This is a genomic window from Salinisphaera sp. T31B1 (assembly GCF_040361275.1).
Classification (GTDB): Bacteria; Pseudomonadota; Gammaproteobacteria; order Nevskiales; family Salinisphaeraceae; genus Salinisphaera.
Map to the genome: position 1 here is coordinate 347,351 of NZ_APNH01000001.1, position 24,692 is coordinate 372,042.

Annotated in this window: 25 protein-coding genes; 6 read left to right on the top strand and 19 right to left on the bottom strand. The window is 60.3% G+C overall.

The window, feature by feature from the left end; translation table 11 throughout:
- Window positions 1–14: 14 nt before the first annotated feature.
- The gene (locus tag T31B1_RS01560) at window positions 15–683 is read left to right on the top strand and encodes a GntR family transcriptional regulator (protein WP_353247699.1); all 669 of its coding nucleotides are present in this window, start codon (window positions 15–17) and stop codon (window positions 681–683) included.
- 779 nt (window positions 684–1,462) lie between these two features.
- Window positions 1,463–1,849 carry a group I truncated hemoglobin gene (locus T31B1_RS01565; protein WP_353247700.1) on the top strand — a complete coding sequence of 129 codons (387 nt, stop codon included), beginning with the start codon at window positions 1,463–1,465 and terminating at the stop codon, window positions 1,847–1,849.
- A 43-nt stretch (window positions 1,850–1,892) separates the two neighbouring features.
- On the opposite strand, the gene T31B1_RS01570 is transcribed toward T31B1_RS01565, so the two are convergent.
- The 4 genes from T31B1_RS01570 to T31B1_RS01585 all read right to left on the bottom strand — a co-directional run bounded on the left by T31B1_RS01570 (window position 1,893) and on the right by T31B1_RS01585 (window position 4,892).
- Window positions 1,893–2,516, bottom strand: coding sequence for a glutathione S-transferase family protein (locus T31B1_RS01570; protein ID WP_353247701.1), 624 nt, complete (start codon window positions 2,514–2,516; stop codon window positions 1,893–1,895).
- Window positions 2,517–3,440: 924 nt separating this feature from the next.
- Window positions 3,441–3,938, bottom strand: coding sequence for a GNAT family N-acetyltransferase (locus T31B1_RS01575; RefSeq protein WP_353247702.1), 498 nt, complete (start codon window positions 3,936–3,938; stop codon window positions 3,441–3,443).
- A 178-nt stretch (window positions 3,939–4,116) separates the two neighbouring features.
- Window positions 4,117–4,329, bottom strand: a complete 213-nt coding sequence (locus tag T31B1_RS01580) for a hypothetical protein (protein ID WP_353247703.1) — start codon at window positions 4,327–4,329, stop codon at window positions 4,117–4,119.
- 80 nt (window positions 4,330–4,409) lie between these two features.
- Window positions 4,410–4,892: a GNAT family N-acetyltransferase gene (locus T31B1_RS01585; RefSeq protein WP_353247704.1), complete on the bottom strand. Its 483-nt coding sequence runs from the start codon at window positions 4,890–4,892 to the stop codon at window positions 4,410–4,412.
- Between the two features lie 433 nt (window positions 4,893–5,325).
- Here T31B1_RS01585 and T31B1_RS01590 point away from each other — a divergent pair, with 433 nt between their 5' ends.
- Entirely contained in the window at window positions 5,326–6,510 is a 1,185-nt protein-coding gene (locus T31B1_RS01590) for an MFS transporter (RefSeq protein ID WP_353247705.1), read from the top strand.
- Between the two features lie 15 nt (window positions 6,511–6,525).
- Here T31B1_RS01590 and T31B1_RS01595 read toward each other — a convergent pair whose 3' ends face one another.
- The 6 genes from T31B1_RS01595 to T31B1_RS01620 form a co-directional block, all read right to left on the bottom strand.
- Window positions 6,526–6,921, bottom strand: a complete 396-nt coding sequence (locus tag T31B1_RS01595) for a PaaI family thioesterase (RefSeq protein ID WP_353247706.1) — start codon at window positions 6,919–6,921, stop codon at window positions 6,526–6,528.
- Between the two features lie 66 nt (window positions 6,922–6,987).
- The gene (locus tag T31B1_RS01600) at window positions 6,988–7,884 is read right to left on the bottom strand and encodes an REP-associated tyrosine transposase (RefSeq protein WP_353247707.1); all 897 of its coding nucleotides are present in this window, start codon (window positions 7,882–7,884) and stop codon (window positions 6,988–6,990) included.
- Window positions 7,885–8,576: 692 nt separating this feature from the next.
- Window positions 8,577–9,575, bottom strand: coding sequence for a DUF4917 family protein (locus tag T31B1_RS01605; RefSeq protein WP_353247708.1), 999 nt, complete (start codon window positions 9,573–9,575; stop codon window positions 8,577–8,579).
- A 122-nt stretch (window positions 9,576–9,697) separates the two neighbouring features.
- Window positions 9,698–10,099, bottom strand: coding sequence for a hypothetical protein (locus tag T31B1_RS01610; protein ID WP_353247709.1), 402 nt, complete (start codon window positions 10,097–10,099; stop codon window positions 9,698–9,700).
- Between the two features lie 114 nt (window positions 10,100–10,213).
- Window positions 10,214–11,581, bottom strand: a complete 1,368-nt coding sequence (locus T31B1_RS01615; protein WP_353247710.1) for an ApeA N-terminal domain 1-containing protein — start codon at window positions 11,579–11,581, stop codon at window positions 10,214–10,216.
- A 136-nt stretch (window positions 11,582–11,717) separates the two neighbouring features.
- Window positions 11,718–12,092, bottom strand: a complete 375-nt coding sequence (locus T31B1_RS01620) for a hypothetical protein (RefSeq protein WP_353247711.1) — start codon at window positions 12,090–12,092, stop codon at window positions 11,718–11,720.
- 398 nt (window positions 12,093–12,490) lie between these two features.
- On the opposite strand from T31B1_RS01620, the gene T31B1_RS01625 reads away from it, so the two are divergent.
- Window positions 12,491–12,640: a hypothetical protein gene (locus tag T31B1_RS01625; protein ID WP_353247712.1), complete on the top strand. Its 150-nt coding sequence runs from the start codon at window positions 12,491–12,493 to the stop codon at window positions 12,638–12,640.
- A gap of 346 nt (window positions 12,641–12,986) precedes the next feature.
- Here the strand turns inward: T31B1_RS01625 and T31B1_RS01630 are convergent, their stop codons facing one another.
- From T31B1_RS01630 to T31B1_RS01645, 4 genes are all read right to left on the bottom strand, one after another.
- Window positions 12,987–13,814: a hypothetical protein gene (locus tag T31B1_RS01630; RefSeq protein ID WP_353247713.1), complete on the bottom strand. Its 828-nt coding sequence runs from the start codon at window positions 13,812–13,814 to the stop codon at window positions 12,987–12,989.
- Window positions 13,815–13,897: 83 nt separating this feature from the next.
- Complete coding sequence (locus T31B1_RS01635) at window positions 13,898–14,368, bottom strand: hypothetical protein (RefSeq protein ID WP_353247714.1); 471 nt, start codon at window positions 14,366–14,368, stop codon at window positions 13,898–13,900.
- A gap of 83 nt (window positions 14,369–14,451) precedes the next feature.
- On the bottom strand, window positions 14,452–14,961 hold the full coding sequence (locus tag T31B1_RS01640; RefSeq protein ID WP_353247715.1) for a hypothetical protein: 510 nt from the start codon (window positions 14,959–14,961) through the stop codon (window positions 14,452–14,454).
- 561 nt (window positions 14,962–15,522) lie between these two features.
- Entirely contained in the window at window positions 15,523–16,002 is a 480-nt protein-coding gene (locus T31B1_RS01645) for an OsmC family protein (protein WP_353247716.1), read from the bottom strand.
- Between the two features lie 160 nt (window positions 16,003–16,162).
- On the opposite strand from T31B1_RS01645, the gene T31B1_RS01650 reads away from it, so the two are divergent.
- Window positions 16,163–17,137 (top strand): integron integrase, encoded by a 975-nt coding sequence (locus T31B1_RS01650; RefSeq protein WP_353247717.1) that lies wholly within the window; start codon window positions 16,163–16,165, stop codon window positions 17,135–17,137.
- A 33-nt stretch (window positions 17,138–17,170) separates the two neighbouring features.
- Here the strand turns inward: T31B1_RS01650 and T31B1_RS01655 are convergent, their stop codons facing one another.
- Window positions 17,171–18,592 carry an amidase gene (locus tag T31B1_RS01655; protein WP_353247718.1) on the bottom strand — a complete coding sequence of 474 codons (1,422 nt, stop codon included), beginning with the start codon at window positions 18,590–18,592 and terminating at the stop codon, window positions 17,171–17,173.
- A 146-nt stretch (window positions 18,593–18,738) separates the two neighbouring features.
- On the opposite strand from T31B1_RS01655, the gene T31B1_RS01660 reads away from it, so the two are divergent.
- Entirely contained in the window at window positions 18,739–19,866 is a 1,128-nt protein-coding gene (locus tag T31B1_RS01660) for a M23 family metallopeptidase (protein WP_353247719.1), read from the top strand.
- A gap of 1,000 nt (window positions 19,867–20,866) precedes the next feature.
- On the opposite strand, the gene T31B1_RS01665 is transcribed toward T31B1_RS01660, so the two are convergent.
- From T31B1_RS01665 to T31B1_RS01680, 4 genes are all read right to left on the bottom strand, one after another.
- Complete coding sequence (locus T31B1_RS01665) at window positions 20,867–21,817, bottom strand: oxygenase MpaB family protein (protein ID WP_353247720.1); 951 nt, start codon at window positions 21,815–21,817, stop codon at window positions 20,867–20,869.
- 63 nt (window positions 21,818–21,880) lie between these two features.
- Window positions 21,881–22,492 (bottom strand): exonuclease domain-containing protein, encoded by a 612-nt coding sequence (locus tag T31B1_RS01670; RefSeq protein ID WP_353247721.1) that lies wholly within the window; start codon window positions 22,490–22,492, stop codon window positions 21,881–21,883.
- Window positions 22,493–22,521: 29 nt separating this feature from the next.
- Window positions 22,522–24,012 carry an SLC13 family permease gene (locus tag T31B1_RS01675; RefSeq protein WP_353247722.1) on the bottom strand — a complete coding sequence of 497 codons (1,491 nt, stop codon included), beginning with the start codon at window positions 24,010–24,012 and terminating at the stop codon, window positions 22,522–22,524.
- Window positions 24,009–24,620, bottom strand: coding sequence for an LOG family protein (locus tag T31B1_RS01680; RefSeq protein WP_353247723.1), 612 nt, complete (start codon window positions 24,618–24,620; stop codon window positions 24,009–24,011). The genes T31B1_RS01675 and T31B1_RS01680 overlap by 4 nt, the downstream gene beginning before the upstream one ends.
- Window positions 24,621–24,692: the final 72 nt, after the last annotated feature.

A 24,692-nucleotide genomic window follows, 5' to 3' on the forward strand; every position in this document is an offset into this window, starting at 1 on the left:
ACCCTGCGAGACCGATGGCCACATCCAGCGTGCGTGTGTACGACCATATCCGCCGATGTATCGCCTCCGGCGAGTTCGTCAACGGCGAACGTCTGCGCGAAGAAGAGCTGGCCGCTCGCTACGGGGTCAGCCGCACGCCCGTGCGCACGGCGCTTCAGCGGCTGGCCAACGACGGTTTCGTGGTGATGTCGCCGCATGCCGGGGCGATCGTGCGCGGCTACAACATGCGCGAGATGTACGAGATCTTCGAAGTGCGCGCCCTGCTCGAACCCCAGGCGGCGCGCCTGGCCGCCACCGAGCGCACCGACGCCCACCTGCACACGCTGGAACGCCTGTGCGAGCAGATGGAAGCACTCGGCGAGGCCCGTCCGCCCGACTACCTGCAGATCGCGCCGCTCAACAACCGATTTCACCAGGTGGTGATCGAGGCCTCGGGCCAGCGCTGCATCCTGCAGATCGTCAACAACCTGATCGAGCTCAACCTGATCATGAAGTCGTACAAGAAGTTCGACGAAAGCGACCTGCCGCGCAGCTTCTTCGAACACCGGCAGCTACTCAACGCGATCACGCAGCGGGAGCCGGAGCTGGCCGGTGCGATCATGCGCAGCCATATCCTGGCCGCTCGTGCGAATTTTTTGAGCGAAACCGAGCGCTTCAACGCCGACGACTCGGCGACTGTCTAGCCGCCGAAACGCCGCCCCGACCGGCCGGGGTAAGTGGGTGGCCCAGGTTTGCAGCCCTGGCCGGCTCGAACGACCACCGGCCCACCATGCCGGCATGAAGCAGACCGCCGTTCGGGTATCGAGCAGCGGTGGTTCTGGACAGCGGATCGCCGGCATCGGTCTCGCCCGGCCCCGGCCCGCGCGGCGTTCGGCTCGGCCGGGCGTCGTCGTTAAATGCCTGCAAGCGCGGATGCCGTCTCGGTTCGGCCGGCAGCGGCCAGCATCCTGTCAACGGCGATGGTAATGCCATGAGTCTCGCCGTGCGGTGGACGTTCTACATGTGGGCATCGAATCCGGTCACGATGTCGTCACCCGAACCGGGGCCGCCGCGCCGGCGCACGGCAAAGCCCGGTTGCCGGCGATTCCGTGGCCGGCCAACAGGGCCCGGGGCGTACTAGACCGATCCCGCAAGGTGTTCGCCGCGCGACAAACGCGTACAGCCGGTGAGCCGCACCCGGTTCGCGTTGCATGTCCCGTATCCGCCCGATCCAACCTGAGTGCTGCCATGTCGGGACGGGCCGGTAGTGTCGCTGCAAGGCAGCGCGGCTGCCGCCCTGTTGGCCGACACGCCGATCGCCCACGACACGCCTGGCATGTGGCCGCCGGCCGGCGACCGCAGTGTGATGACACCAGGCAGTAATACATGTTACCCATTGGATCGGCGGCCCGGGCGAGCCCGTCGGCACCGGCGCCGCACGCGACACGATACAACCAAACACATCACGCGAGAGGTGGAGATCATGGCAGAGCAGAGCCTGTACGAGCGCCTGGGCGGCGCCTACCCGATCGCCAGCGCGGTCGATTACCTGATCGACCGGCTGCATACCAACCAGACCCTGAACCAGGCGAACGATAAGGTCGCCGATTTTCATGCCACGCCGTACAAGGCAGGCTACAAGTTCATGGTGACGGCCTGGAGCATCGAGGTGACCGGCGGGCCGGCCTGTTATCCCGGCCGCGACATGTTCGAAGCGCACAAGCATCTGGGCCTGACCGACTACGAGTTCGATGTTACCGCCCACGAGATTCGCAATTCCCTGTATCAGGTCGGCGTACCGCGGACCGAAGTCGACGAATTCATGGATATCGTGGAAAGCTACCGCAGCAAGGTGATCGCCGCGGCGTGACCGCGCGCCCCGCCGAGACTCGGCCGCGGCGGGGCGAGCCGCCCTACTCGCCGGGCACTTGGCGGGTGTCGGCGATCGGCGCAAGCCCGAGCAGCGGCTCGCAGCGGGCGATCCAGTGCCGGATCGCGTTGTAGGCGGCCAGATCGAAGCCGCCCTCGTGGGCGAGCCGCGTATAGGCCAGCAGCGCGATATCGGCGAGCGTGATCCAGTCGCCGCCGGCCAGCCAATCGCGATAGGTGAGCGTGGTGTTCATATGCGCCAGTGCGAGGTGCCCGCGCTCGAACAGGCGCGGCTCGATCTCGTCGTCGGCCTTGTGCATGAAGTGTTTTTCGAAGCGGCGCACGGCGATCGCCGGTTCGTGGGAATACTGCTCCCAGAACAGCCATTCGAGCATGCGTGCGCGCTCGAAGGCTTCGGCAGGCACCAGCACGCTGCCCCGGGCCAGATGACAGATGATCGCGTTGGACTGGGTCAGCGTATGGCCGTCGGCGAATTCCACCACCGGTACCTGGCCGAAGGGGTTGATCGCGCGAAACGCCGCGGACCGGGTCTCGCCGGTCAGGATATCCACGGGTACCCAGTCGTAGGGCAGACGCAGATGGTCGGCCACCCATTTGACCTTGAGACAGTTGCCCGACATCAGATCGCCGTGAATGCGCATCGTCATCGCCAGACCCTCCTGCCCGTCGCCCGGGCATATGTGGCCGACCGTCCCTATCCACCGAACACACTCAGCGGCGGCGAATCGGTCGGGCCGCTCTGGCCATGCAGGCGCACGATCAGCGGCCGCGCCAGGGCGGAGCATGTCTCGAGTATAGCGCTGTAGCGGGGGCGGCAACCGCACCACGCCAGCGACACGCATAGCCGATCGACGATGATTCACACGTCAACGACGGCGGCCGAACCCGGCATCTGACGACATGCAACGCGACAACCACGGCCTGTGCGAATCGCAGCGCGCCGCGCCGTACCACCAGCCGATGGCCGCGAGGACCCGGGCGCTCGGGCGATTGGCGCTCATCGGCCAGGCGGCACCTGTCTGTAACTGCCAGCGTCAGCATGTGGCGGGCGGCGAAGTCCTGGGTCAGCGTATCGCCGACCGGCATTGTATCCATGACGAACCGCTTGTCGGTCGTGTCGATTTCACCGAGCGACGACCGTTACATCCTGGCTAACGAACCATCACCAAGACGCCAGGCAGCAGCACGCGTCGGCTCCAGGCCAGCGTTGTCCGAGCGTCTCGCGCCGAGCGCGTACCATGCGCCGGGCGTGCCCGCGCCCCGAATCGGCTGCCTGTGATCGGCAGGCCGTCGTCTACACATGGACTGGCGCGATATCCGATTGCCCTCGTCTTTGTACCGAACGGCGGACACGACCGTTCAAGCATCCCCCGTACCGGCTACCGCACTGCCGGTCAGCCCGGATCGCACCGCGTGAAGACGTCGACATCGACACAAACAAGCGCCGGCCTGAATCCAGCGGCCGCCTGAGTTCGGCGAGGCCAGACCGCCCCGCTTGCAGCGCCGGAAATCGGTGACGGCGCAACGGCTGCTACCCTGGCGCCGCTTCAGACCGACTCGGTAGCGCGCCGTCAAGCATGCGACAAAATAACTTTCTGCATCAGCGCGTTGGGTAATCCAACGCCGCGGCGCACGACAATCTGCTCTTCAACGACCATGAAACCGGATCGTTTGAAAAATGGCTGAGCCGTAAGGCTGACCTCTGCCGACAACACCGCAAGCCCGAGCCGTGCGGCCTCCTGGTGAAGGGCGGCCATCAGCTGCGTGCCGATCCCCTGGCGAGGATGGTGGCCGGACACGAAGAAGTGGTCGATATAGCCGGATGGCTGCACATCCGCGTAGCCCACGACCTGGCCGTCACACTCGGCCACGAACGGGTTGATCGCGCGCATGTGCTCGGCCCAGCGTGTGGCGTCCAGCGTCGCCGGCGCCCACGCCGCGATCTGCGCCGGCGTGTAATCGTGTCGGGCAATCAAATGCACCGCTGAGTGGAAGACCTCGTACAACGCAGACTCGTCGCCATGACGAAAACGCCGGATCGAGGCAGAAGAGCGCAAGGAGTGTTGCATTCCAGGCATGATCGAGCCCGCCCCAACTCGTCAGGCGTTGTCCGGCAACATGCCGCGACACGCCGGGTGCCGTGCACAGCCCCGCAACGGCTTCCCGGCCAGCGCAAGTGTTGCGATGTCCATGACAATCGTTGTTCGCAAGGATGAATCGGCGTGCCCGGAAACCGCTATCGGCCGATCAGCCCAAACGCGTATCGGCGGGCCCTGTCGTGCCCTTACTACCTACCCGGCGTAACACCAGCAGCGGAATACCGGCCACCAGACAACCGGCGGCTGGCCCCCACAACGCGGTGGAACGCGTGGCGAACATCACGACCAGAAACACGAAACTGTTCAGCAGGAGTACGCCCCCGGCTATGGCGAGCGGCGCCCGGCGGTTGTCGGCAGTCATGGGCTTATCCTCACATCGGCACACCCGAGTGCGCCGCCATCCGCCGGGTCGCCCCGTGTCGTGGACCCTTTGCCCGCGCTTCATCGAACCCTGGTCTTCGCCCGGTCCAGCCAAAGTTTCATGCCCTCATGAGAGGCCGTAAAGCCGAGTTTTTCATAGAAACGAATGGCATCGGGCCGTTGCTTGTCGGTCGTGAGCTGGACCATGACACAGCCTTTTTCCCGCGCGCGTTCAATCGCCCACGCGAACAGTCGGCCGCCGACCCCGGTGCCGCGTTGCGAGGACGCCACGCGTACGCCTTCGATCAACGCCCGCCACCGGCCGATATAGGTCAGGTAGGGAATATAGGTAATCTGCAGCATGCCAAGCAGCTCGCCCCCGCACTCGCATACCACCAGCTCGTTGTTCGCATCGCGCTGTATCGCCTCGAAGGCGGCCGTGTAGCCATCGTCCAGTGGCGCACCCGGCGATTCGCGCTGTCGGCCGAGTTCGTCGTCGGCCAGCATAGCGACCAGCGCCAAAAGATCCTCTGCGCGGGCTTCGCGGAAGCGATATTCATCCATTGATTGGTCCATCTAGCCGCTTGCGGCCCGATATTCTAACCGGACAGATCGTTGCGACCGCGACTCGATTACACCGCGCCGCAATACAAGCGCTAGGCCGTCACTGCCGTATCAACGGCAAAACCGAAGCCGGGCGTGTGGTCACTGCGCTGGGTCCGACACGCTGAGTATCACGTGCCGGTCGCCCGACAAGCGGCGCCGAGATTCTTGAGAACCAGCCTCAACGGGTTCCTGCAGAAGCGGCCCATCGCCCCCCATACAACGACTCGCTACCTCGCACTAATCACGCAAACCGACACGGAACCAGCGGTCGAGAATTTGACATATCGACGACCACGTCGCGCGCCGAGAATCAGCCCGTGTTCTAACGGATGGCGAGCGTTTCATGAACGCCCTAGGGTGTGCCGGCCTTGCCCAACGTACGAGTGATTGCGTGGTACGAACATGGCCTCTGGCTTTTGGCGGTGCGCTGGCCACGGCGGTGGCATTCGGCCCGGCCCGCATGGGTTTCGGGCTGTTCCTGCCAATTTTCCGCGAGCGGTTCGCATTGTCTACAGCCGGCGCGGGGCTGATCGCGAGTGGCGCATTCGCCGGCTTTCTCGTGGCCCTGCTGCTCACCGCCTGGCTTATTTCCCGCCGCGGGCCGAGACTGCCGGTCGCCCTCGGCAGCTTTGCCGCGATGAGCGGCATGGTCCTCGTCGCAATCAGCCAGAACACCGGCATGCTCGCCTTCGGTACCGTGCTCGCGGCCACCAGCGCCGGTTTCTGCTGGTCGCCCTTCAACAATGCCGCCGAACGCGGCGTGCCGTCGGAACGGCGCGAGCGCGCGCTTTCGATCATCAGTACCGGCACGGCCGCCGGTATCGTCGGCGCGGGCGTTCTCGCGCTGGCGGTGGCCGGGCTCGATCACGGCTGGCGCACGGTCTGGGTGGTGTTCTGTCTTGCCGCGCTGCTGTCGGCGATCGTGAATCTCTATGCGCTGGCCCGGCTACCCCGCGGCGCGGCCCGAACGGTGCCGCGCGGCTGGCTCGGCCAATTGGTCGCCCCGCCGACCTGGCCGCTGCTGGCCATCGCCCTGTCGTTCGGCGTGACCAACGGCTTCTACCTATCGTTTGCGGTCGATCATGTCTCGCAAGCCGGCGGCCTGGCCGGCATCGCGACCGCGCTCTCGGGGCCGGTGCTGTATATCGCGCTGGGCATCGGCGGCACGGTCGGCTTTCTCACGGCCGATATCAAGACCCGTATCGGCCTGACGGCCCTCGTGCGCGGCATCTTCACTTGTTCGCTGGCGTCGCTGTGCCTGCTCGGTCTGCTGCCGACTGCCTGGAGCGCGCTGCTCCTGTCCGCCGCGCTGCAGGGCGCCTGCATCATGGTCTTGAGCGCGATCTTTTCGTTCTGGAGCAGTCGTCTGCATCCGGGCCTGCCGACGCTCGGCTTCACCGCCACACTGGCGATGTTCGCGCTCGGCAACATCGTTGGCCCGGCGCTGGGCGGCTTTTTGGCCGGCCCGCTCGGGCTGGCATGGACGTTCGTGGCCCAGGCCGCAATCTCGCTGGCGACGATCGTGCTGTTCCCGGGTCAACCGCGGCGTCAGAGCCTCGGCGATACCGCGAGCTAGCCGCGACCCTGCCGTTCAGACATCGACCAGCGTCTTGGTCACGCGGGCCTGGGCAACCACCCGCTCGTCGACGCGGGCACTGACATCGATGAAGGCGATACGCCGGCCGACCCGCACCGGCGTGGACTCGAACACCACGACCTGCCCGGCACGCACGGCGCGCATCACCGAGACATGGATATCGTGGGTCACCGCCTCGACCCCGGGATCCAGCCGGCTGAGCAGCCCGGCATAGGCACAGACGTCGCACAGCAGGTAGAGCACACCGCCGTGCAAGACCCCGGCCGGATTGACGGTGGTCTCGCCGACGACGATCGACAGGCGCGCCCGGCCGTCGTCGGATTCGATCGTGTCGATGCCCAGATGCCGGTGCAGCGGGTGGGCGATTACCTGTTCGAGGCGTCGATTCATGGGCAGGCCTTTATCTTCGGTTGCCAGCCGGCGCACCGGCATGACCGAGGGGCGAGAAAGCGAGGGTCAAGACGGCGAGGGTCCAGTCTTGCTTTTTGCCCCGGCTTTCCTATTTTTACTCCCACGCTCGACTGCTTTAACGATGCGGCTGATACGAGAATAGTGAAGCCCGAAATGCGTGCCGATCTCCTGCAGGCTATACCCGCCGGAGGCGTATGCACGCGAGATTGCCTCATCGCGTGTATCGGCCTCGGCTTCGTAATCGCCAATCGGTTTCGCACGGCGAACACGCTGCGCCCTCGGCACCTCAGTCAGCGGCCGATTCAATTGCTCGATACGTTCGCGCATATCGTCGATAAAGGCTTCATTTCCCAGGAACACCTGATGCGCCAGATCCACCCAGGGCCCGGGCTGGCCGCGACCTTCACTCACGAAACGGCGGTATGCGAATTGCGCCGCCGACGAACGGTCACCAAACGCAAAAAGAACCCATGCGGTCGTGAGCCAATCCGGTGAAGTCACCCGACCGGCCGTCGCCCGGTAACTACTCCACGGCCAATCACCTGCGCTGCGCACCAGGTGCGCGCGTACGGGGTTCAAGACGATATAGCGCGCCACCTCCAGGAGATATGATTCCTTCTGAACCAGAATTGCCTTATAGCGGCCCTGAAAAAGGTGCCCTACCCGACGATGACGACGGTTGCTGTACTGGGTATACACGCCGTTGAGCTGGCGCATGCCTTTGGCCAGATTGCCGTCCGGCGTTTCGATCAGCAAATGGTAGTGATTGCCCATCAGGCAATACGCATGGATCAGCCAATTGAAGCGGTCGGCCACGCTCGCCAATACACGGAGAAAGGCGACACGATCGTCGTCGTCTTCGTAAATTGCTTCGCGCCGATCGCCCCGTGAGGTGACGTGGTACAGCGCGCCAGCGAATTCGAGTCGTAGCGGTCTGGCCATGCTTCGATATTACGAGCGCCGGGGCCCAAAGGCAAAACGCAAGACCTGACCCCATTTGCCGTGAGTTTGTCGTCCTTAAGGCTCAACCCGCTCTTCCTCTTCAGCTAACGCCCAAGCTCAGTTGACGCCGGAGCAGGCGAAGCCTGCGGAGGGAACCCGAAGCGCGCCAGCGCTTTGGGCGGTCAACTGCAGCGATTTGTTAGTGCGCAAAGCCAAATAGCCCATTTAGCAAACTAGCAAACCCATTCGCGAGTGTGCCAACGAAACACACTGCAGGCCCATAAATGCCGGTGGCGCGACGAGATAGTACGTTGTCCATAGCCCACTCCGGCACAGGCTCGCCCTTCCGGTTGTAGTATTCGGGATCAAAAACGCTCAGCTCTGAATTATGAGCTATAACATGCTGCCCTATCTCTTTGCTCGTAATACTTGGTCGCGCGAGAAGAAGAATTCCCCAACAAATAACTAAGGCGCCAAACCGACTCATCCAAGTAAAATCGTGGCAGTACAAACTGAACCCGAGGCCAGCAGCGATAGACATCGCCGTTAGCCAAAGCAGCAACTTATTTGAAGCGAGCAATTTCCTCATTTCACGCTCTAACGCCTGAGCTCAGTTGACGCCGGAGCGGCCGTAGGCCGCGGAGGGAACCCAAAGCGCGCCAGCGTTTTGGGCGGTCAACTGCGGCGATGAGTTAAGCACCATTGTTCCAGCAGCCGGGACTGTCGCTGTAGAAAAACTCGACGTAAACTTCTGGACCTAAATTCTGCCGAATAATTTGATAGACTCTGTTGCAATAAGCTTGATCATCGCCGTACACGGAACAGGCAACTCGTTTCAGATTTGAAGAATGCATTGGGTCCAAAATGTAAAGGTCCTGCTCCCAAAGTCCCCATCCATAAATTACAAGGTCTGGTGAAAGGCTGGTGAACACCTCACGATATACCGTACTTAGGTAACCGCTGCTTCTAATCGAGTTGACTTTTTGGGCCGCAGTCCCTTCACTCACGAATAAAGGGACGTACCGTCCGGTCTCCCAAGCGTCAAGTATCGACTCCAGCAACGCCTCACCACGCCCCACGAGCTTTCCCTCGGATCCGATAAAGTTGCGCGCTAAGACCAAGTTCCCGTGAGGATAAAAAGCTAGAGTTGAGGATGTGTGCCCTCGTATTGGCTGGCGTAACCTACGCCAATTTTCGTCAAATTCACCGTGGATAAAGCAGTCTTTCAACGAAGCACCGTCGAAAATTTCTTGGCCATACATGATGACCCAGTAAAGTATTAGGTCGTAATTTAGAGTGATGGCCGTATCAAAATTTTTGACAAAATTGTAGATCGTGGGTAGTTGCCAATAAACTTCCTGATGCTCTGGGTGGATATCCCTTACAGTGCTTATCAGGCTATCTCGTACACGAACATATGCGTTTCGAGTTCGGTCATCCGGAATACCCAGTGACTGATTTACATTCGAAGCATGCCAAACGAGCCGAAGTATTAACTCAAAATCTTCGGTCTCGAAGTATTCGAACAAACGCTGGACGTCATCGCTTAAAAGCCCATGGTAGGAAGCATATTCCAGAAGCGACCTATAACCGAAGCGCGCGTCCACCGCCCTGCTCGCGCCATTGCCTAGCAGCAGCGTACCGCCGTAGTTGCCTGAAATTTCGCCCCAGTTGTAAATCTCGAAAGGCATCACAATTTCCTTTGGTGCTTAACGCCTAAGCTCAGTTGCCGCCGGAGCGGCCGAGGGCCGCGGAGGGAACCCGAAGCGCGACAGCGCTTTGGGCGGTCAACTGCAGCGCCTCGTTAGGTTTTTTAGCGATAGTGGCTGGACAACGCGCCATTACTGACTCCGCCCCTCAATTCCCGAAGTAAATCTTTATAGTCCCAGCCATGCTCGGAGTTGTTAAGCAAGAATTCCTGGTAAAAAAGCTCCTCGAACCATTCCCGAGAAAATTTGCATACACGGCTAAACCGCTCGTGATCTCCGTGCATATGCTTTTCGTCCCCCTCCGCAGGAACTCCGATAGCATCCAGCACATAATCAAACAGCGCTTCTTCCGGCGCCGCTCGATCTTCAATACCCAATTCCTCTAGCGCCGTTTGGCGGTCGGCTTGGTATTTCACTACTTTGAGAAGATCTATTAGCGTTTCCTCGTCGATTTGGCGCCTTTTGCTACGCGCCCAGTCATAAGAGCTTATATAACTATTCGGCACTATGTTATTCCTGTAATACCTAACGCCGAAGCTCAGTTGCCGCCGGAGCAGCCGTAGGCTGCGGAGGGAACCCAAAGCGGGCCAGCGCTTTGGGCGGTCAACTGCAGCGTTTAGTTAGATTTCATCGAGCTTTTGTTTAAGCTTATAATTATTCGCTAAGACTCCTTGAATTGCTTCCTCGGAAAAGCCCAGTTGTTCAAGCAAATGAAGTTGAAATATCGCTTCCATTTTTTGACAGGTAAGCCAAAGGTTTTTGCCTCCGACTGTTTCGCTTTCAAGCGCCTCTGTGTAGTGGGTCAGATAATTCCTGGTATTCACAACGGCTCTAATCAGTTTACTTCGCTGCCTGCTATTACCGATGTGAGATTTGTATGGATCTATGATCCGTTTTATTCTTTGGCCAAGACTTATTTCGTTCCCATAATATATTCGATTTCTTAACCACTTCCTATGCTCTTTGGGACAAGACCATAGTGATCTAGCAACAAGACTTCTGAATTCGTCAGGCGCCATGAGAGTCTCTGAAGATGTTCTTCTGTGATACGTCTCTAGAGCTTGTGCCAGCGCTAGAAATTTGCCGTCTAAATACTTATGAGCTCCAGATGCTGCCGAGAAATACAATCCAAGCGCTGGTCTAATGATCAGGTATGCGGTAAGCCAGCTATTAAATATCGACTCAGCATCTTTTTGAATATTATCAAATCTGAATAACATTCTATGAGGATCGATTTTTGGCGTAGATTCTGAAAATGGAAGACTCGGGTAGTAAACCTTTATGCTCACCGGTATCTTCTTATCCTCAGAAACCTCTCTCATAATTTCGTTTGAGGTTGCCGATACGTCCCTAATAGTGACGGTTGCGTCCACCGCGAAACAAATAAAGTATGTTATCTGGTGGATTACACTTACGAATTCTTCAAATTCCCTAGGCTCCTCTGACGACAATTTGAAATACGCTCGTTGGGTTATTTTCGCCTCGGTCGTCGTTGGGAATCCCGGTAACGTATAACCGAAGCAGATGTGTAAGCTGAATCCGTTAGTTAGAGAAAAAACCATTTCGTCTTGGGGAACGTAGGCTATAGCAGCTGTTCTGTAATCACTGCCATACGACACAGTTATTCCAGAAATACCAATCCATTCATCAAGTCCTTCAATCGAAAACGACATAGTATTAAACGTCACGTCTTCGTCTTTATCGTATGCGACGGCGCAAAAAGCTTTATTCACGTGGACAAGCGATCTGGCAATGTTTCCGAATGCTATGTTCTTTTTCTTGTAGAAGCAGTTCTCCAATGTTACTTGCCCGTCTTTTTCTACGTGGCCAACAATCCTACTTAGGTCGTCCTTGCCATTAAGTGCGTCGATGCTCTCGTCGAATAAACCAACTACTTCGAGCTCTATCTCTCCGCCGTCGGATATTGTTAGCGTCCCAGGGATTTTTTTATCAGGCTCATCCGGCAACCAAAAGTATCCCGCTCTCATGTATTGCTCAGTGATTCTCACCATTCCCCCCTATAAAATCTAACGCGAAAGCTCAGTTGCCGCCGGAGCGCGAAGCGCGGAGGGAACCCAAAGCGCGGCAGCGCTTTGGGCGGCCAACTGCAGCGACTTGTTCTGTTTAACTTCGCACTTCCGAGAAGCCCGATGCAAAAAACTCCGCCTCGTCGGTAAGGCCATCAATACGGTTGCGAAATGTGTCGACATCTCGCTGATCTATCTCGTGCCCGTTCATTAAAGCGGAAACACGGTGGACAAAGTAGTTACGTTGATCCATGAGAAAACGAAGATGGAAAGCGGCTGTTTCGTCAACGATACGATTCGCCTGCATTTTCTTGACGAGTCCACCCAAGGGCGTTTTCGATGAAGCCGGCACATCCTTGCTTTCGAGGTAAGTAAGCAGAACGCTCTCTAAATGGCCAAACGCGAGCACCATTTTTCCCAGACTCCGCGTTAGCTCCTCTTGAGACGATAATTTCTGGTAAGCGGTAAGCATGGGATTTATACAGAACGCCTAAGCTCAGTTGCCGCCGGAGCAGGCGAAGCCTGCGGAGGGAACCCGAAGCGCGCCAGCGCTTTGGGCGGTCAACTGAAGCGCCTCGTTGTACGTGAACTGCATCGGTTGGCGTTTTCCCGAGCTGGCCCGCGGACCGCAAAGCCCGACGAGCCGAATGAAAGAATTGCCCGAACTCGAACTTACCGCGAATGGCTACTGACGGGAAGGCATCGACGTGGATCGAAGGCCACTGGGCCAGGAATCAGCGAGTAGCGAAAAAGACGGGCCGAGACTCGGCTACCGACTGCGATTTGATAGCCGACTTTCAAGCTCGACCACAACACAAACCAACCGCCGTACAACGCCTAAGCTCAGCCGCGTTCATGGAGCGTAGCGGAATGAACGTCGGCTGGAGCGCCGTGTTAGCACTGGATAGTGTGAGCATGACGCTGGCAAAAAGAACGTTTTTGAAGGTCATTTGCTCAGCGTTTGAACTGCCGGATCACGAAGAAGTTACCGTGGCGAGTGAAGCTATAGGTTGTTTTTGAGCCAAGAAGAACATTCATCATTAAACCCGCGCCAAGCTCCCTCTCCTGAAAGCAACAAAACCAGCAACTTGTCGTTGCTGTCAATGTGAGGCGTGAGCGCATCTCTTATTGTCGTCGCTGGGCCTGGGTGCTTGACGATCCAGGTGGAGTCCAAGCAGTGCCACCAATTGCTTCCGACGCTCTTGATTGCCTCAAATAGTTCTGGGTAGCTCTGTCCAGGACGATTGAGGTCATAACCGATGAGGTAAGTAGCCATGAATGATTCCCCCTTTCTGGGTGCTAACGCCTAAGCTCAGTTGCCGGCCGAAGCGCGGCAGCGTTTTGGGCGGCCAACTGCAGCGCTTTGTTAGCTTCTCTTATCTTCATTCGCCTTAATTTCTTCGGACACTTTGCCGAAGAACCACGATATTAAGTCAAAATCTTGTTCGGTTATTTTCCAAAATTTTTCTCGATATCCTGAGTACAATTCGTACTGACTAGCGCCACTCGCATTTTGCATTTTCCTTAACAACGACTTTCTTGCCGCATCCGTCGATGAGAGCCTCGACCTGTATTTCTTTTGCAAGCGCTCTATAACCGCTTTGATAAGTTCTTTTCTTTGATCGGGAACGTCTTTAGCCTGAGCTACAATAATTGGGTCTGATCGGCTTAGAAGCTCGGTAATTGCCGAGTACACAGAAATTGGAAGCAGAGACCTCGCTTTGTCAAAATTCGTTTCGTCGAATAAGGCTTTATTAAAATCGTCTAAATTAAGGGATAAGATTCTGGCAGCTGATCCAGACATGTTTTCAACATAAATACTGTTATATAGCTTCGATACCCGGCTATTTAGATCGAACAGCTTCGACTGAGCTCTTTTAGCAGAATTTTTTAGACTTGCTACTCTATCTTTTAATCTCTCAACATTTCTTTCTTCTTCGCCTCTCCTCGACTTAAGATTTTTTATTTCAGAAGTCAGCGCAGTAGCATCTGCGACTTTCTCCTTAAGCTCATGCTGGAATTTTTTTAGCTGCATTTCTTTTCTAGAAATTTTTTCAGACAGCACCTGATTTTGGTGTATTGGGCGAACAGTGTAGAAGTAGCCAAATATTGCAAATAGCACGAGTAATATTTGTGATAAATGACTAGCCCGTGTCAGAGCTATGTCGAGTTTATTTTGGTCTTCATTCGACACTGTAGGACCTTTAAAGCTAACGCCGAAGCTCAGTTGCCGCCCGAAGCGCGGCAGCGCTTTGGGCGGTCAACTGCAGCGACTTGTTATGTTCGCTCATAATCCGGCACCCACCCCAAAACTTCATAGAACTTGATGCAAAACTGTTCTTCACCGTCATCGAAGGGGTAGACGCTTTCCGGGTACTCGGCCAGAAACCGAACGAACTCGCGGTATAGCGTTCTCAACCAGCTGTTCCGGCCCACTTCGTCAGCAAAGTCCGCAATTTTTCTTCCATACATTTCTTTTTGGAAATGATAAACCGCGTTTCTCGCCCGTCGAAGCAGATCGACTCCTTCTCGGTTCCGATTCAAAATCTCTTCGATCTTCTCATCCTGGAGTTTCAGCTTTTTCCAGCCTTCGATCACCACATACATCGAGGCAAAGAATTGAAACGACAGAACAACTGACTCAGCTGGCGTATCTTCATCAGCACACATCCATCTGTCAGCGTTTAGTTGCGCCAACAGAAGGTATTGCCCCCAGGAAGCAACTTCTTTCAATTCATCCCAATTCATAATCAGACATAACGCCTAAGCTCAGTTGCCGGCCGAAGCGCGGCAGCGCTTTGGGTGGTCAACTGCAGCGATTTGTTGGGCATTTATTTCACCGCCCAAGCTGAAGGAACGATATCCGACGGATAGAAAGAGAGAATGGTAAGACCCGGAGCATCTTGAAGCTCGGAGGCGGCTTCGACTCCTTTAACCACTTCGAAAACCTCTTGAATAATTTCTTGGCTTATTTCGCGTAAGCTCCATGGCTGGATCACGTTCAAATTCGTCTCTTTCGGATAAGCGAATATACGAGCTTTGTAATTTGCGCCTAACACTGCTAAGCGAAAGCTTCTGCTGCCAGTGTCTTTAAGACCGAACTCCTTGGCTCGTTCGTATAGCGCCTCAAGGTCGTGGCCCAAGCGTCGGATTTCTTTATCCGTCAAATGATGCTGCTTTAAATATGCTTTCAAAGCCAATTCGATGCTCATTCCCAGCATGTGACTTAAAGCATGTAACGCATTTGGATACTTATCATTTACGGCGTCGGCGGATGCTGCATACATTCGCGCTCCATCGATAAGTGTGCCGGCGAAACTGGTGTCTTCTGCTTTATCCATTCGATTTAGCCCAACGCCGAAGCTCAGTTGCCGCCGGAGCAGCCGAAGGCTGCGGAGGGAACCCAAAGCGCGCCAGCGCTTTGGGCGGTCAACTGCAGCGACTTGTTGGGTGACTGCAAAACTTTGGAATTGCCTCCGTTCGGTTAAACGAAGGCGATCAGTCCGACTGAACGAAGCCTACAATTTGTAGCCAATAAATGCTCCGTGCCCTGAAGATAGCAAAGTCCGAGCGAAGACGCTTTTTTCGAAGTGGGCTCGGGACATCAAACGAAAGGGCCATAGATTTCCGGCGACTCCTCAGGCTGAAGATGCCGTTCCGACCACCAAGCCTGGAACGGAGACGCGAAGATGAACGTGCCAGATTTTCTTGCGAAGTGGGACAGAGACTTTGCGAAGCCGATTCGGCTGATATTTGGCTGTCAACTCCAATACGCCGAAATTCAAGCAACGCAGTTACCCAACGCCGAAGCTCAGTTGACGCCGGAGCAGGCGAAGCCTGCGGAGGGAACCCGAAGCGCGCCAGCGCTTTGGGCGGTCAACTGCAGCGATTTGTTGGGCGACCTATACGCTGCTGCGAATTTCGGGTTCACAAGCAACCTCGAAATTCACCGAATTTGCAATAAAACAAAACGAATGTGCTTTCTCGTGGAGAGACTTAGCTAGCTCGCTATCATCACCCGCGCCAATGTTAACGATTGGCTGCAGCGTGACTTTCTCGAAGTGCCCGCTGCCACTTTTAGTCTCGATCATTCGACCTTCAGCGTTGTCCGTATATTCCGACACTGTGATACCGGCGTCAGCACACAAATGCAGATACCAAAGCATATGACATGCTGAGAGCGAGCTGAGCAATAGCTCCTCTGGGTTGTAGCGAGACGAGTCGCCTAGAAAGGCTGGATCTGCCGACCCGTATATTTTGGTCTTATTACCGCATGTAATTTCGTGGTCGCGCGAGAAGGCGCGATAATTTTTTGTACCAACGCCTGAATTGCCGGTCCAGACGACGGTAGCGGAATAATCGTGCTCACCTTTCTTCGACATCAAAGTTTCCCTATTAGTAAGTAACTCGCCCAACGCCAATTCGACGACATCGGTAGGTATAGCACGCCGAACCATTTCGCCATAGTACGACTTTCAGATTACGCACTGCCGCCGGAATGCGGCATAGTGCGTGCTATACGGACACGAATGGCAGCGTGAAATGTCGACAGAGCCGACCCCGAAGAAAAAACTTCTGGACCAGGTGCGTGACGTGCTTCGCGTCCAGCATTACAGCTACCGTACCGAACAAAGCTATATCGGCTGGATCAAGCGATACATTATCTTTCACGGCAAACGTCATCCGCGCGATATGGGAAAGGTGGAGATCGAGGCGTTTCTAACGCATCTGGCGGTTGATCGTCAGGTTTCCGCTTCGACCCAGAACCAGGCGTTGAACGCTGTTCTATTTCTCTACCGATCCGTATTGGATATCAACGTCGAGTGGATGACGGACGTGGTGCGTGCCAAACGCGGCAAACGACTACCCGTCGTGCTGAGCCAACGCGAGGTGCGCCAGGTACTGGCACATCTGACCGGGGTGAACGCGCTGATCGCGTCGTTGCTGTACGGGTCGGGCCTGCGCCTGATGGAGGGCGTGCGGCTTCGGGTGAAGGATGTGGATTTCGATTACCGGCAGATCGTCGTACGGGACGGCAAGGGCGCGAAGGATCGTGTCACGCCGCTACCGGAGCGTGCCATCGAGCCGCTGAAAACGCAGATCGCCCGGGTTGCGGCCATGCACGCCGAGGATCTGGCCGCCGGCTATGGGCGTGTCTTTCTCCCCGAGGCGCTCGACAGGAAATACCCGAACGCGGCGACCGAGCTTGCCTGGCAGTTCGTGTTCGCCTCCGGCCAATTATCGAAAGACCCGCGCTCGGGGGCGGTTCGCCGCCACCACATCAACGAAAAAGGCCTGCAGCGTGCGGTGAAGAACGCCGTTCGCGCTGCGAATATCCATAAGAAAGCCAGCTGCCATACGTTCCGGCATTCGTTTGCCACGCATCTGCTGGAACGCGGCAACGATGTCCGCACGGTGCAGGAGCTACTGGGCCATAAGGACATACGCACTACGCAGCTTTATACCCACGTGCTCAAACGCGGTGGCCTCGGCGTGTCGAGCCCGCTCGACGACTGAGCGCCGCCGCCGAGCGGGCGGCAGTAGCGCTCGCTAGCCGTATTCGGCCGGGTTGGGCACGGCCGGGAAGCGCGGCGGGTGGGCCTGCATATAGGCGTTGGCGGCGCGCAGCACGCGGATATCGTCGAACTTGCCGCCGGCTAGCTGGAAGCCGACCGGCAGGCCGCAGTCGGTAAAGCCGCAGGGAATGCTCGCGGCCGGCTGCTGGCTGAGATTGAACGGGTAGGAGAACGGCGCCCATTCCTCCCAGTCGCGCATGCCGCTGCCGGGCGGCACTTCGTGGTTCACCTCGAACGGCTCAAGCGGGACCGTGGGCGTCATCAGCAGGTGGTAGTCCTGGTTGAAGTGCTCCAGGTCCAGCGTCAGGCGAGCCCGGTCGGCAAAGGCGCGGAACAGATCCAGCGCGGACCAGTTTTCGGCGTGCTTGGCGTTGGCCACCAGGCCCGGGTCCAGCAGTTCGCGGCCCTTGTTGTCGCACTGCGACCAGACTTCCAGCGACGCGGTGAACCACAGCCGGCGGAAGATATCGATCGGCGACTCCAGGCCCGGGTGCACTTCCACGATCTCGGCGCCCAGGTCTTCGAGCTTGTTGGCGGCTTCGCGCACACGGGCGGCGATCTGCTCGTCCACATCGGCATAGCCCAGATCCGGCGAATAGGCGATTCGCAGGCCGCGCAGATCGCAGTCCAGGTCCACGCCCCAGTCGTCGGGCTGGCCACGCGTGGCATAGGGGTCACGATAATCGTAGCGGCCGATCACGTTGAGCATGCGAGCCGCGTCCGGCACGCTGCGGGTCAGCGGGCCGATATGGCTGAGCGTGGGCATCTTCGCCGGCGGCCACTGGGGCGTCCAGCCGAAGGTGGGCTTGAAACCGAACACGCCGGTGAACGCGGCCGGGATACGAATGGAGCCGCCCGAATCGCCGCCCTGGTGCAGCACGCCCATGTTGAGCGCGGCGGCCGCGGCCGCCCCGCCGGACGAGCCGCCCGGCGTGAGGCGCGTATCCCAGGGGTTGCAGGTGGGCCCGAACACGCGATTGTCGGTGACCGCTTTCCAGCCGAACTCCGGCGTGTTGGTCTTGCCGAGCAGTACCGCGCCGGCTTCGCGCAGCATGTGTGCCGGCGGCGCATCGGCATCGCACAGGCCCGTGCCGGTGGTGGCCGAGCCTTCACGTGCAGGCATGCCGGCGACTTCGGTCAGGTCTTTCAGCGACACGGGCACGCCGTCGATCGGCGACAGCGGCTTGCCCTGGCCCCAGCGGCGTGCCGAGGCGCTGGCTGCCTTTTCGGCGCCTTCGCGGTCGACATAGACATAGGCATTGACCGCATCGTTGAAACGGTCGATTCGATCGAGCGCGGCGCGCGTGGCCTCCAGCGGCGAGGCATCGCCGGCCTCGAACAGCTTGGTCAGCGTACCGGCATCCATCGTGCCGAGGTCGGTATCGTCTCCACTCATCGTCGCACCCGTGTTCTGGTCCACCCGGAATTTCAGCGTGCGCACCCTACGCGGGCCGAATTGCGTAGTGCATCCGTACAAGTAACTAGCAATCGACACGGTGCGCGCCGGGCACGTCCTGCGTTTGCGCCTGTCCAAGCCTTTGCATGTCTGAATCTTCCGACCCATCCGACACCCGGGCCGAGCCCGGCCCGACTGCGGCCACGGCTGACCGACACGCGGACGACACACCGCGCGAGTCGGGTTCGACGGCCGGCACGTCCGGCGCCGCGTCGCGCCGGCGCGGCCGCTACCGGCCGTGGCTGTTCGCCCTGCTGCTGGCTGCGTTGATCGGCCTGCTGGTGATGCGCCCGGACGTACGCGGGCCGGCCGCGGTGACCGCCCGCGATGCCCTGCACACCCTGGCCTACGACGGACTCGGCCTGTCGCCCCGCCAGCTGTTCGTCTGGCGGCTGCGCGTGGCCGGGCTCTACGACAGCCCGCTGGGCCGGCGCTGGCGCGCCGCCGCCGATACCGCCGAACCCGTGGCGATCGGCCGGCAGCGGGTACGAACGGCACGCTTCGATAACGACACGATTGCCGCGCACGTATATTCCGCCTCGCTCGACGCCGGCGAGCAGATCGCCTGGCGGCTGAGCCGCACCGGGGCCGACGACGATTCGCGTACCCGGCTCTATGCCAGCCTGGAGCGCCGCGACGGCGCCGACGACGACTGGTCCACCGTGACCGCATTGGCCGCCGACGGTAAAGCGGACGCCGTGATCGTGGGCCGCGACGGCGACTATCGCATCGTGTTGCAGCCGGAGCTGTTCGGCGAGGCGGCCTATCGCTTGGCCATGGCGACCGGCGGCTCGCTGGCCATGCCGGTGCAGGGGGCGGCGGCCCGCGATATCGGCAGCGGCTTCGGCGCCCCGCGCGACGGCGGCTCGCGACGCCATCACGGCGTGGACATATTCGCCGACCGTGGCACGCCAGTGATCGCGGTACGCGACGGGCGTGTGCGTACCGGCAACAGCGGCCTCGGCGGCAAGCACATCTGGCTGTCCGGCGGCGTGCTCGGACTTACCAGCGCGCGCTATTACTATGCGCATCTCGACGCGTTCGACGTCGAATCCGGCGATACGGTCTCCAAGGGCGATGTCATCGGCCGGGTCGGCAACACGGGCAATGCGCGCACCACCCCGCCGCATCTGCATTTCGGCATCTATACCGCCGGCGGGCCGGTCGACCCGGCGCCCTATCTGCGGCCGTTGCCTAGCCTGCCGGGTGAGTGAGGCGCGCTCGCCAGCTCAAGCCGGTAGTCTTCGAGCACTCACGGGCTCATCGAAGGTCTTATTTCGCGCTGCAGCGCGAGCTACTTCTCTTTGCTTGTCCAAAGAGAAGTAACCAAGAGAAAAGACACCCGGGTTGCGCGCCGGCTGACGCCGGTGCACTGCGATGCTCGCCCCCAAGGGATGCGGCCAGAACTCGCGTCGCTTTAGCGACGCTCAAACAGGCTGGCCGCACCGAGGCCGTGCCTCGGACACCCTTGGGCGCTGTGCGTCTCGTCGCTCCACACGGGGCCCAATACAAACACGCGGCTCTAGCCGCGTCATCATCGCTCCTTCGAGCGTCTGTATTCAGTCCCTTGGGAGCAGTGCCGAGCAGCGGAGGCCGAAAGAGGATACAGACAGCCTTGTGTTTGAGTGCCGCGCAGCGGCGCGAGTTTCGCGGCTGTCCCGCTTTCGGCCGCAGCCGTGCAGGGCATCGATGCGAAGCATCGACGCAAGACAGGGTGTCCTTCGCTTGGGTGACTTACCTGGACAAGCAAATGAGAGTGACTCGCACAGCCGTGCGAAACCCCAAGCGAGAATCCGCCTGCGTGGTCGATTCAAGACGCTGGGTTTAAGCCACCCGTCTTGCGGCGCTCACGAGTTAGACGCCAGTTTGGTTTCGCGCTGCCGCGCGACTCCCTTTCGTTTGCTTGTCCAAACGAAAGGAAGCAAAGGAAACGACACCCGGGTTACGCGTCGGCGCGGAGCGCGCCGAACCACTGCGATGCTCATACCGAAGGGATGCGGCCAGAACTCGCATCGCTTGGGCGACGCTCAGACAGGCTGGCCGCACCGGCGCAGTGCGCCGGACACCCTCGGGCGCTGCGCGTCTCGTTCGCTCCACACGGGGCCCGAATACAACCCACCGGCGCGAACCCTAAGCGAGCTTGCCTGTATTCAATCCCTTGGGCGCAGTGCCGAGCAGCGGAGGCCGGCCGGCATGCCAGGCACACAGCCGCGATCAATCGAAACTGAGACAGCTTCGAGTCGCGCCGACCCGACGCGCCGAGCGCATGGCCACGCCTTCGCGCATGGAGTTGCGAATCAAGGGAGCGATACGGTTGAGCGTTTCTGCAGAGGCGCGATCGACCAGGCGCTGGCGGCGCGTGCGATCGATCAGCCCGCGGGCCCATTCCGGCAGCAGAGCGGCCCCGGCCCCCAGAAACATGCGGCGCGATACGCCGGCCACGGGAATCGGCAACTCCAGGGATTCGAGCACGGCGAGCGTGTCGCGCGAGCGATGGTCGAACCGCAGCTCGGGCTGCATGGCCTGGAAATAGGCATCCATTTCGGCGCGCGAAGCGGGCACATCTTTCGCGCCCAGCGCCTCGGCGATCCGCCGGGTTTCATCGAAATACTGGTCCTGGATGGCGATGCTCAGATCCGGCCGGCGATAGCGCTGGTAACCGGCCAGAAAGCTGGCCATCTCGGTGCAATGCACCCAAGTGAGCAGGTCCGGATCGTGGGCCGAGTACGGCTCGCCCTCGTCGGTGGTGCCCTGGACTCGGTCGTGGATACGATCGACCAGTTCGATGATGCGCCTGGCGTCGGCGGTCGGCGCATAGCTGGTCGCGGCCACGAACATGGTCGTGCGGCGCAGCCGGCCGATGGCATCGGTACGGAAATTGGAGTGGTCGATCACGCCGGCGAGCGCACGCGGATGCAGTGTCTGCAGCATGAGGGCAGCGATACCGCCGGCCATCATGCCGGGGAAGTCGCCGTGGATCTTCCAGGTGGCCGAGTCGGGGCCGAACAGGCCGGGATCGCCGACCGGCGCATCGTAGTCGATGCCGAAGTCCTCGGTGGTGGCGACAGTCTGCACGATCCAGTTGCGCAGCCGTGTATGCACCGGCGTGAGCAGATTAGCCTGGCGCGGCGATAGACGATCGGTCAGACGGGTCAGGCTCGGCATGACGGCAACAGATGAAACGAGTTGTTCACTATACCGCCGACCGACAAGCGCGGATGCGCAGGGTCAGACGGATGCGGCCGGCAGGAACGAGCGCAACGGCCGATGGGCATCGGTCAGCCAATCGGCGACCGAGCGGCCGCTCGCTGCGACCGCGGCCACGACGACGAGCCCGGCCGCCCGGGCGTCCTCGCCGGCGTCGTGATGGGCGAAGTCGATGTCCAGATGCCGGCTGAGGCTGGCCAGCCCGTAGCCGCGCCGGGCAAAGCGTGGAAACGCCCGCCGTGCGACCCGGGTGGAATCCAGCCAGTGGGCATCGAGCAACGGCAACTCGTGGCGGGCGCAGGCCCGCGAAGTGGCGGTGACATCGAACGCGGTATGCGAAACCACGACCCGGCCGGTCAAAAGGCGCACGATCTCCGGATAGCAGTCCGGCCAGGTCGGCGCATCGCGCACGTCCGCGGCATGGATACCGTGGACGGCGATATTGTCGCGTGCGAACCAGGTCCGCGGATTGACGAGCCACGACCAGTTGTCGATCAGCGCGCCGTCGGCGAAGCGGGCGAAACCGATCTGGCAGATGCTGGCCGGGTCGCCGTTGGCGGTCTCCACGTCGATGGCCACGAACGCGTCGGCCTCGACGTGCAGCTGCGCGGGGGCGGCGATCGGCCGTGCCATGTCAGCCTGCTGGCCGGAGCCTGGGCGGCTCAGCCGGCCGCCCAGAACCAGTTGATCAGGAAGTACGGGATCAGCGTGGCGAGGATCACGCAGGTCACGTTCAGGGCCAGCCCGGCCCGGATCATGGACTGGATCTTCATGCGCCCGGTGGCGAACACGATCGCGTTGGGCGGCGTGGCCACCGGCATCATGAACGCACAGCTGGCTGCGATCGCCGCCGGTACGGTCAGCAGCAGGACGTCGATATCCACCGACACGGCAAGCGCGCCCAGTAGCGGCATGAACACCGCTGCGGTCGCCGTGTTCGACGACACCTCGGTCAGCGAGATGATCACCAGCACCACCGCGCCGACCAGCAGGATCGCCGGCAGCACGCCGAAGATCTCCATCTGGGTGGCGATCCACTCGGCCAGGCCGGTGTCCTTGATCGCCCCGGCCAGGGCCAGGCCGCCGCCGAACAGCAGCAGCACGCCCCACGGCACGTTGGCCTCGTTCTCCCAGCTCATCAAGCGCGAGCCCTTGCCGTCACTGGCCGGGATCACGAACAGGGCCACGCCGATGGCCATGGCGATCATCGAGTCCGACAGCCAGGACACGCCGGCGTCGGTAAGCAGCGGCCGGCTGATCCACAGGGCGGCCGCCAGCAGAAACATGAAGCCGACGCGTTTTTCGGCGCTGGTCAGCGGGCCGAGCTTCTTGAGCTCGTCGGTGAGCATGTCGCGACCGGCCTTGCCGGTATCCAGATTGAAACCGCCGCGGACCAGCCACAGCCACGCCGCGGCCATCATCGCGATGGAAACCGGAATGCCCACCACCATCCACTGGGCGAAGCCGATATTGATGTTCTGATCCGACGACAGATAGCCGGCCAGCAGCGCATTGGGCGGCGTGCCGATGAGCGTGGCCACGCCACCGATCGATGCCGAATAGGCAATCGCCAGCAGCAGGCGCGTGGCATAACGCTCGACCTCGGGCGCCTGCTCGCCGTCGGGGTCGTCGGCCATGAGGCTGACCACCGACATGCCGATCGGCAGCATCATGATCGCGGTGGCGGTATTGGACACCCACATGCTGATAAAGCCGGTCGCGATCATGAATCCGGCGATCTGGCGGGCCGGGCGGGTGCCCACCGCCAGCAGCGTGGTCAGTGCGATCCGCCGGTGCAAATTCCAGCGCTGCATCGCCAGACCGATCAGAAAACCACCCAGAAACAGGAAGATGATGTCGTCGGCATAGCCGTGGGCGAGATCCTGAAATTCACCCACGCCGATGGCCGGGCCGACCGCCAGCGGCAGCAGCGAAGTCGCCGGGATGGGAATGGCCTCGGTCGCCCACCACGTGGCCATGAACAACGCCAGCCCGGCACAGTGCCAGGCCGCGCCTTCCATGCCGGCCGGCGCCGGGATCACCAGCGTGGCGATAAGCCACAACGGGCCCAGGAACAGGCCAATGCGGCCGGCGGTGCTGGTCGCATGCGCGTCCTGCTGATTGGAGGACACGCTGTCCTGGCTGGGGCTCATCGGTTTCTCCCTTGCTGGTTCGGTCGTTCTTGGATGCTATCGTCGCCCACTCCCATCATCGTGAGCAATCGATGCGCATCGCGCGCCCGGTGGATACGTTCGGCGTGGGCGGCGCCGACGAAGCCCTCGGTCTGCATATGGCCGATACAGGCGGCCAGCGGTTCGTAGAACCCGGCTACGTCGAGCAGGCCGCAGGGCTTGTCGTGCCAGCCGAGCTGGTGCCAGGTCAGCACCTCGAACAGCTCCTCGAGGGTGCCGAAACCGCCCGGCAGCGCGATGAAGCCGTCTGCGGCTTCGATCATCGCCAGCTTGCGCTGGTGCATGGTCTCGACGATATGCAGCTCGGTCAGCCCGTTGTGGGCCAGTTCGCGTTCGGTCATCGAGCGCGGGATCACGCCATAGACCGCCCCGCCGGCGGCCAGGGCGGCATCGGCCACCGCACCCATCAGACCGACCCGGGCCCCGCCATAGACAAGGCGGATCCCGTGGTCGGCCAGAGCCGTGCCCAGCGCGCCCGCGGCGTCGATATATTCCGGCCGCGCCCCTGCGCGTGACCCGCAGTAGACACAGAGGCTGGCGATCGGCGAGGCGGCGGTGCGAGCGGTCATGACAGGCTCCGGAAGCGGCGGGCGGGCGCGCATTCTAAACAGCCGGAGTCGGCCGCGCAGCCGGCACGCCCG

Bases quoted from the DNA above. Each gene is read 5' to 3' on its own strand.
- T31B1_RS01635 (WP_353247714.1), bottom strand. From the start codon at position 14,368: ATGAATTGGGATGAATTGAAAGAAGTTGCTTCCTGGGGGCAATACCTT.
- T31B1_RS01650 (WP_353247717.1), top strand. From the start codon at position 16,163: ATGTCGACAGAGCCGACCCCGAAGAAAAAACTTCTGGACCAGGTGCGT.
- T31B1_RS01565 (WP_353247700.1), top strand. From the start codon at position 1,463: ATGGCAGAGCAGAGCCTGTACGAGCGCCTGGGCGGCGCCTACCCGATC.
- T31B1_RS01615 (WP_353247710.1), bottom strand. From the start codon at position 11,581: ATGAGAGCGGGATACTTTTGGTTGCCGGATGAGCCTGATAAAAAAATC.
- T31B1_RS01580 (WP_353247703.1), bottom strand. From the start codon at position 4,329: ATGACTGCCGACAACCGCCGGGCGCCGCTCGCCATAGCCGGGGGCGTA.
- T31B1_RS01665 (WP_353247720.1), bottom strand. From the start codon at position 21,817: ATGCCGAGCCTGACCCGTCTGACCGATCGTCTATCGCCGCGCCAGGCT.
- T31B1_RS01620 (WP_353247711.1), bottom strand. From the start codon at position 12,092: ATGCTTACCGCTTACCAGAAATTATCGTCTCAAGAGGAGCTAACGCGG.
- T31B1_RS01655 (WP_353247718.1), bottom strand. From the start codon at position 18,592: ATGAGTGGAGACGATACCGACCTCGGCACGATGGATGCCGGTACGCTG.
- T31B1_RS01605 (WP_353247708.1), bottom strand. From the start codon at position 9,575: ATGCCTTTCGAGATTTACAACTGGGGCGAAATTTCAGGCAACTACGGC.
- T31B1_RS01680 (WP_353247723.1), bottom strand. From the start codon at position 24,620: ATGACCGCTCGCACCGCCGCCTCGCCGATCGCCAGCCTCTGTGTCTAC.
- T31B1_RS01625 (WP_353247712.1), top strand. From the start codon at position 12,491: ATGAACGTCGGCTGGAGCGCCGTGTTAGCACTGGATAGTGTGAGCATG.
- T31B1_RS01595 (WP_353247706.1), bottom strand. From the start codon at position 6,921: ATGAATCGACGCCTCGAACAGGTAATCGCCCACCCGCTGCACCGGCAT.
- T31B1_RS01560 (WP_353247699.1), top strand. From the start codon at position 15: ATGGCCACATCCAGCGTGCGTGTGTACGACCATATCCGCCGATGTATC.
- T31B1_RS01640 (WP_353247715.1), bottom strand. From the start codon at position 14,961: ATGGATAAAGCAGAAGACACCAGTTTCGCCGGCACACTTATCGATGGA.
- T31B1_RS01570 (WP_353247701.1), bottom strand. From the start codon at position 2,516: ATGACGATGCGCATTCACGGCGATCTGATGTCGGGCAACTGTCTCAAG.
- T31B1_RS01600 (WP_353247707.1), bottom strand. From the start codon at position 7,884: ATGGCCAGACCGCTACGACTCGAATTCGCTGGCGCGCTGTACCACGTC.
- T31B1_RS01675 (WP_353247722.1), bottom strand. From the start codon at position 24,012: ATGAGCCCCAGCCAGGACAGCGTGTCCTCCAATCAGCAGGACGCGCAT.
- T31B1_RS01645 (WP_353247716.1), bottom strand. From the start codon at position 16,002: ATGTCGAAGAAAGGTGAGCACGATTATTCCGCTACCGTCGTCTGGACC.
- T31B1_RS01670 (WP_353247721.1), bottom strand. From the start codon at position 22,492: ATGGCACGGCCGATCGCCGCCCCCGCGCAGCTGCACGTCGAGGCCGAC.
- T31B1_RS01585 (WP_353247704.1), bottom strand. From the start codon at position 4,892: ATGGATGAATATCGCTTCCGCGAAGCCCGCGCAGAGGATCTTTTGGCG.
- T31B1_RS01660 (WP_353247719.1), top strand. From the start codon at position 18,739: ATGTCTGAATCTTCCGACCCATCCGACACCCGGGCCGAGCCCGGCCCG.
- T31B1_RS01575 (WP_353247702.1), bottom strand. From the start codon at position 3,938: ATGCAACACTCCTTGCGCTCTTCTGCCTCGATCCGGCGTTTTCGTCAT.